Consider the following 6,290-nt stretch of genomic DNA (forward strand, 5'->3'; position numbering starts at 1 on the left):
GGTTAACGATCTGATGAAGCGGTTCTTTACGTTCAAGGGCCATGCCGACAATACACCAGACCATCATTTCAAGAGGAAGGCGGCGCTTACGCAGGGTGACGGTGCCGGATTCGGCAAGGCAGCGGGAAATCAGTTCCGGGTCCAGATAGTCGCCCAGAGAAGTCAGTGGGTTACGCAGGGAATCGTAACGGGATACCAGATCAAGAGCCTGTCCAATGTGCATAAAAAAATCCGGAAACGGGTGAGCATTTCCGGATTCTTACACAGCCACTGGATCGGTCAACCGATCCTTAACTGATCGGCATTACAGCTCCAGGGCTGCCGTTTTGCGTATATCACACCAGTTAAGTGTTGCTGCTGTTAGCGGCAATAATTTTCGCGACTTTTTCAGCCTGAGCGTTCATTTGCATCTGGCGGTAAGCATTTTCCATCAGCGGCAGCGCATCACGTGTAGCCTGGGTATCCGGGTAGTCACGCAGCATGCCTTCGACGCGGTTGACGACGGCAACCCATGCGCCACGTTCGGTGTAGTACTCTGCAACGGAGTATTCATATTTCGCCAGACGATCTTTCAGGAACACCAGACGTTTGGTTGCATCAGTGGTGTACTGGCTGTTTGGATAGCCGCGCACCAGTTTGGAAAAGTCACTAAACGCAGCTCGGGCATGTTGAGGATCGCGATCGCTACGGTCAACGCCAAAGAACCCTTGCAGCGCACTGTCATCCAGCGCCATATTGGTCAGGCCACGCATGTACATGACATAATCGATATTCGGATGGGTCGGGTTGAGGCGAATAAAACGATCGATGGCAGCCTGTGCTAACGGCAGATCGGCGTTTTTATAGTAGGCGTAGATGAGATCCAGCTGCACCTGCTGCGAATACGGACCAAACGGATAGCGATTATCTAACGCTTCCAGTTGCGTTATTGCCTGTCTCCAGTTACCGTCCTGCAGCTTTTGTTGTGCAGTCGCGTAAATTTCATTTGGCGGATTATCAGGTACTTCTTCCTTTGACCCCGAGCAACCCGCCAAAAACAGGCTTAGTGTGGCGGCTGCCACCAGATATTTCATGCGCGTCATGACGTTTTGACTTTCCTCAAAATGTAATACGGGAGATTCTCTGTTCCTGCTCCCGGTTAAGACCAGCTACAATAGCACACTATATTAAACGGCAAAGCCGTAAAACCCCAACGATAAACGAAGAAGCAGTATATATGGCACAACGAGTAGAACTCACTGCAACAGTGTCCGAAAACCAACTCGGTCAACGCTTAGATCAGGCTTTAGCCGAAATGTTCCCGGATTATTCACGTTCGCGAATAAAAGAATGGATCCTCGACCAGCGCGTGCTGGTTAACGGCAAAGTTTGTGATAAGCCGAAAGAAAAAGTATTAGGTGGCGAGCTGGTGGCCATCAACGCCGAGATTGAAGAAGAAGCGCGTTTTGAACCGCAGGATATCCCGCTGGATATCGTCTATGAAGATGAAGACATCATCGTCATTAATAAACCGCGCGACCTGGTGGTACATCCTGGCGCGGGCAACCCGGATGGCACGGTATTGAATGCGTTGCTTCATTACTATCCACCCATTGCCGATGTACCGCGTGCGGGTATTGTCCATCGTCTGGATAAAGACACCACTGGCCTGATGGTTGTGGCAAAAACCGTTCCAGCCCAGACGCGCCTGGTGGAATCTCTGCAACGACGTGAAATTACTCGTGAGTATGAAGCGGTAGCAATTGGTCATATGACTGCTGGTGGCACGGTGGATGAGCCAATCAGCCGCCACCCGACCAAACGTACTCACATGGCGGTACATCCCATGGGCAAACCGGCGGTCACTCACTATCGCATTATGGAACACTTCCGTGTGCACACGCGTCTGCGGCTGCGTCTGGAAACTGGACGTACGCACCAGATCCGCGTGCATATGGCCCATATCACCCATCCGCTGGTGGGCGATCCGGTTTATGGTGGCCGTCCGCGTCCGCCAAAAGGTGCTTCGGAAGCGTTTATCTCCACGCTGCGTAAGTTTGACCGCCAGGCGCTACATGCAACCATGCTGCGTCTTTATCACCCGATCTCCGGCATCGAAATGGAATGGCATGCGCCTATTCCGCAAGATATGGTGGAGCTGATTGAGGTGATGCGCGCCGATTTCGAAGAGCATAAGGATGAAGTGGACTGGTTATGAGTAAGCTGATTGTCCCGCAGTGGCCGCTGCCAAAAGGTGTTGCGGCCTGTAGCTCTACCCGTATCGGCGGCGTGAGCTTGCCGCCCTACGACTCGCTCAACCTCGGTGCTCATTGTGGTGATAACCCGGAGCACGTCGAGGAAAATCGCAAGCGGCTTTTTGCTGCGGGTAATTTGCCTTCAAAACCGGTCTGGCTTGAGCAGGTACACGGTAAAGATGTGCTTAAGCTTACTGGCGAACCTTATACCTCAAAACGGGCGGATGCCTCGTATAGCAACACACCCGGCACGGTTTGTGCCGTAATGACAGCCGATTGCCTGCCTGTGCTGTTTTGCAATCGGGCAGGAACGGAAGTCGCGGCTGCCCATGCTGGCTGGCGTGGACTGTGCGCAGGCGTGCTGGAAGAGACGGTTTCCTGCTTTGCCGATAAGCCCGAAAACATTCTTACCTGGTTGGGGCCGGCAATCGGTCCACGCGCGTTTGAAGTGGGGCCGGAGGTTCGCGAGGCGTTTATGGCAGTAGACGCCAACGCGAGTACAGCTTTCATTCAGCATGGTGATAAGTATCTGGCGGATATTTATCAGCTTGCCCGACAGCGTCTGGCGAGTGTTGGTGTTGAGCAAATTTTCGGCGGCGACCGTTGTACATATACGGAAAATGAGACTTTCTTCTCTTATCGTCGCGACAAGACCACCGGTCGTATGGCAAGTTTCATTTGGCTGATATAACCTAAAGAATCAAGACGATCCGGTACGCGTGATTTTCTTTTCACATTAATCTGGTCAATAACCTTGAATAATTGAGGGATGACCTCATTTAATCTCCAGTAGCAACTTTGATCCGTTATGGGAGGAGTTATGCGTCTGGATCGTCTTACTAATAAATTCCAGCTTGCTCTTGCCGATGCCCAATCACTTGCACTCGGGCACGACAACCAATTCATCGAACCACTTCATTTAATGAGCGCCCTGCTGAATCAGGAAGGGGGTTCGGTTAGTCCTTTATTAACATCCGCTGGCATTAATGCAGGCCAGTTGCGCACAGATATCACTCAGGCATTAAACCGTTTACCGCAGGTTGAAGGTACTGGTGGTGATGTCCAGCCATCACAGGATCTGGTGCGCGTTCTTAATCTTTGCGACAAGCTGGCGCAAAAACGTGGTGATAACTTTATCTCGTCAGAACTGTTCGTTCTGGCGGCACTTGAGTCTCGCGGCACGCTGGCCGACATCCTGAAAGCAGCAGGGGCGACCACCGCCAACATTACTCAAGCGATTGAACAAATGCGCGGAGGTGAAAGCGTGAACGATCAAGGAGCTGAAGACCAACGTCAGGCTTTGAAAAAATACACCATCGACCTTACCGAACGAGCCGAACAAGGCAAACTCGATCCGGTGATTGGTCGTGATGAAGAAATTCGCCGTACCATTCAGGTACTGCAACGTCGTACTAAAAATAACCCGGTGCTGATTGGTGAACCTGGTGTTGGTAAAACTGCCATCGTTGAAGGTCTGGCGCAGCGTATTATCAATGGCGAAGTGCCGGAAGGGCTGAAAGGCCGCCGCGTACTGGCGCTGGATATGGGCGCGCTGGTGGCTGGGGCGAAATATCGCGGTGAGTTTGAAGAACGTTTAAAAGGCGTGCTTAACGATCTCTCCAAACAGGAAGGCAACGTCATCCTGTTTATCGACGAATTACATACTATGGTTGGCGCAGGTAAAGCCGATGGCGCAATGGACGCCGGGAATATGCTGAAACCGGCACTGGCGCGTGGTGAACTGCACTGTGTGGGTGCTACGACGCTGGACGAATATCGCCAGTACATTGAAAAAGATGCTGCGTTGGAACGTCGCTTCCAGAAAGTGTTTGTTGCCGAGCCTTCTGTTGAAGACACCATTGCTATTCTGCGTGGCCTGAAAGAACGTTACGAGCTGCACCACCATGTGCAAATTACTGACCCGGCAATTGTTGCAGCGGCGACGTTGTCTCATCGCTACATTGCTGACCGTCAGCTGCCGGATAAAGCCATCGACCTGATCGATGAAGCAGCATCCAGCATTCGTATGCAGATTGACTCAAAACCGGAAGAACTCGACCGACTTGATCGCCGTATTATCCAGCTCAAACTGGAACAACAGGCGTTAATGAAAGAGTCTGATGAAGCCAGTAAAAAAACGCCTGGATATGCTCAACGAAGAACTGAGCGACAAAGAACGTCAGTACTCCGAGTTAGAAGAAGAGTGGAAAGCAGAGAAAGCGTCGCTCTCTGGTACGCAGACCATTAAAGCGGAACTGGAGCAGGCAAAAATCGCCATTGAACAGGCTCGCCGTGTAGGTGACCTGGCGCGGATGTCTGAACTGCAATACGGCAAAATCCCGGAACTGGAAAAGCAACTGGAAGCCGCAACGCAGCTCGAAGGTAAAACTATGCGTCTGTTGCGTAATAAAGTGACCGACGCCGAAATTGCTGAAGTGCTGGCGCGTTGGACGGGGATTCCGGTTTCTCGCATGATGGAAAGCGAGCGCGAAAAACTGCTGCGTATGGAGCAAGAACTGCACCAGCGCGTTATTGGTCAGAACGAAGCGGTTGATGCGGTATCTAACGCTATTCGTCGTAGCCGTGCGGGGCTGGCGGATCCAAATCGCCCGATTGGTTCATTCCTGTTCCTCGGCCCAACTGGTGTGGGTAAAACGGAACTTTGTAAGGCGCTGGCGAACTTTATGTTTGATAGCGACGAGGCGATGGTCCGTATCGATATGTCCGAGTTTATGGAGAAACACTCGGTGTCTCGTCTGGTTGGTGCGCCTCCGGGATATGTCGGTTATGAAGAAGGTGGCTACCTGACCGAAGCTGTGCGTCGTCGCCCGTATTCCGTCATCCTGCTGGATGAAGTGGAAAAAGCGCATCCGGATGTCTTCAACATTCTGTTGCAGGTACTGGATGATGGACGTTTGACTGACGGGCAGGGGAGAACGGTCGACTTCCGTAATACGGTGGTCATTATGACTTCTAACCTCGGTTCTGATCTGATTCAGGAACGCTTTGGTGAACTGGATTATGCGCGCATGAAAGAGCTGGTGCTCGGTGTGGTAAGCCATAACTTCCGTCCGGAATTCATTAACCGTATCGATGAAGTGGTGGTCTTCCATCCGCTGGGTGAACAGCACATTGCGTCGATTGCGCAGATTCAGTTGAAACGTCTATACAAACGTCTGGAAGAACGTGGTTATGAAATCCACATTTCTGACGAGGCGCTGAAACTGCTGAGCGAGAACGGTTACGATCCGGTCTATGGTGCACGTCCTCTGAAACGTGCTATCCAGCAGCAGATCGAAAACCCGCTGGCACAGCAAATACTGTCTGGTGAATTGGTTCCGGGTAAAGTTATTCGCCTGGAAGTTAATGAAGACCGGATTGTCGCCGTCCAGTAAATAAGAAAAGCGAGCCCTTCGGGGCTCGCTTTTTGTCTAATTTCCAACCGGAAATGGTCGTTTTTAAGGTGTTTCGCTTAAGAATTGAACGAACGATAAATTTTTTATATTTTCCGCTTGTCTCTTCAGAATAACTCCCTATAATGCGCCACCACTGACACGGAACAACGGCGAACAAGCCGCCGGGTCAGCGGGATTCTCCTGAGAATTCCGGCAGAGAAAAGCGAAAATAAACGCTTGACTCTGAAAGAGGAAAGCGTAATATACGCCACCTCGCGACAGTGAGCTGAAAGCCGCGTCGCAACTGCTCTTTAACAATTTGTCAGACAATCTGTGTGGGCACTCGAAGATACGGATTCTTAACGTCGCAAGACGATAAATGAATACCAAGTCTCAAGAGTGAACACGTAATTCATTACGAAGTTTAATTCTTTGAGCATCAAACTTTTAAATTGAAGAGTTTGATCATGGCTCAGATTGAACGCTGGCGGCAGGCCTAACACATGCAAGTCGAACGGTAACAGGAAACAGCTTGCTGTTTCGCTGACGAGTGGCGGACGGGTGAGTAATGTCTGGGAAACTGCCTGATGGAGGGGATGAACTACTGGAAACGGTAGCTAATACCGCNATAACGTCGCAAGACCAAAGAGGGGACCTCGGG

The 6,290-nt window shown here is 51.2% G+C and carries 4 protein-coding genes, 1 rRNA gene and 1 pseudogene; 4 read left to right on the top strand and 2 right to left on the bottom strand.

Features of this window, described 5'->3' with window-relative positions:
- Nucleotides 1-223, bottom strand: a 223-nt coding sequence (locus tag AACU94_RS03185) for a transposase domain-containing protein (protein ID WP_000547060.1), incomplete at its 3' end; no start/stop codon positions are given.
- Between the two features lie 121 nt (nucleotides 224-344).
- Nucleotides 345-1,082: an outer membrane protein assembly factor BamD gene (bamD, locus tag AACU94_RS03190; protein WP_000197686.1), complete on the bottom strand. Its 738-nt coding sequence runs from the start codon at nucleotides 1,080-1,082 to the stop codon at nucleotides 345-347.
- Between the two features lie 134 nt (nucleotides 1,083-1,216).
- Between bamD and rluD the strand changes: the two genes are divergently transcribed.
- From rluD to AACU94_RS03210, 4 genes and pseudogenes are all read left to right on the top strand, one after another.
- Complete coding sequence (gene rluD, locus AACU94_RS03195) at nucleotides 1,217-2,197, top strand: 23S rRNA pseudouridine(1911/1915/1917) synthase RluD (RefSeq protein WP_115438707.1); 981 nt, start codon at nucleotides 1,217-1,219, stop codon at nucleotides 2,195-2,197.
- Entirely contained in the window at nucleotides 2,194-2,925 is a 732-nt protein-coding gene (gene yfiH, locus AACU94_RS03200; RefSeq protein ID WP_130217295.1) for a purine nucleoside phosphorylase YfiH, read from the top strand. The genes rluD and yfiH overlap by 4 nt, the downstream gene beginning before the upstream one ends.
- A 129-nt stretch (nucleotides 2,926-3,054) precedes the next feature.
- Nucleotides 3,055-5,629, top strand: a pseudogene (gene clpB, locus AACU94_RS03205) (ATP-dependent chaperone ClpB).
- Nucleotides 5,630-6,078: 449 nt separating this feature from the next.
- Nucleotides 6,079-6,290, top strand: a 16S ribosomal RNA gene (locus tag AACU94_RS03210); the annotation flags it as partial.

This window comes from Escherichia sp. E4702 (assembly GCF_963883545.1).
Lineage (GTDB): Bacteria > Pseudomonadota > Gammaproteobacteria > Enterobacterales > Enterobacteriaceae > Escherichia.

Coding starts and splice junctions, on each gene's coding strand:
- bamD (WP_000197686.1), bottom strand. CDS start 1,082: ATGACGCGCATGAAATATCTGGTGGCAGCCGCCACACTAAGCCTGTTT.
- rluD (WP_115438707.1), top strand. CDS start 1,217: ATGGCACAACGAGTAGAACTCACTGCAACAGTGTCCGAAAACCAACTC.
- yfiH (WP_130217295.1), top strand. CDS start 2,194: ATGAGTAAGCTGATTGTCCCGCAGTGGCCGCTGCCAAAAGGTGTTGCG.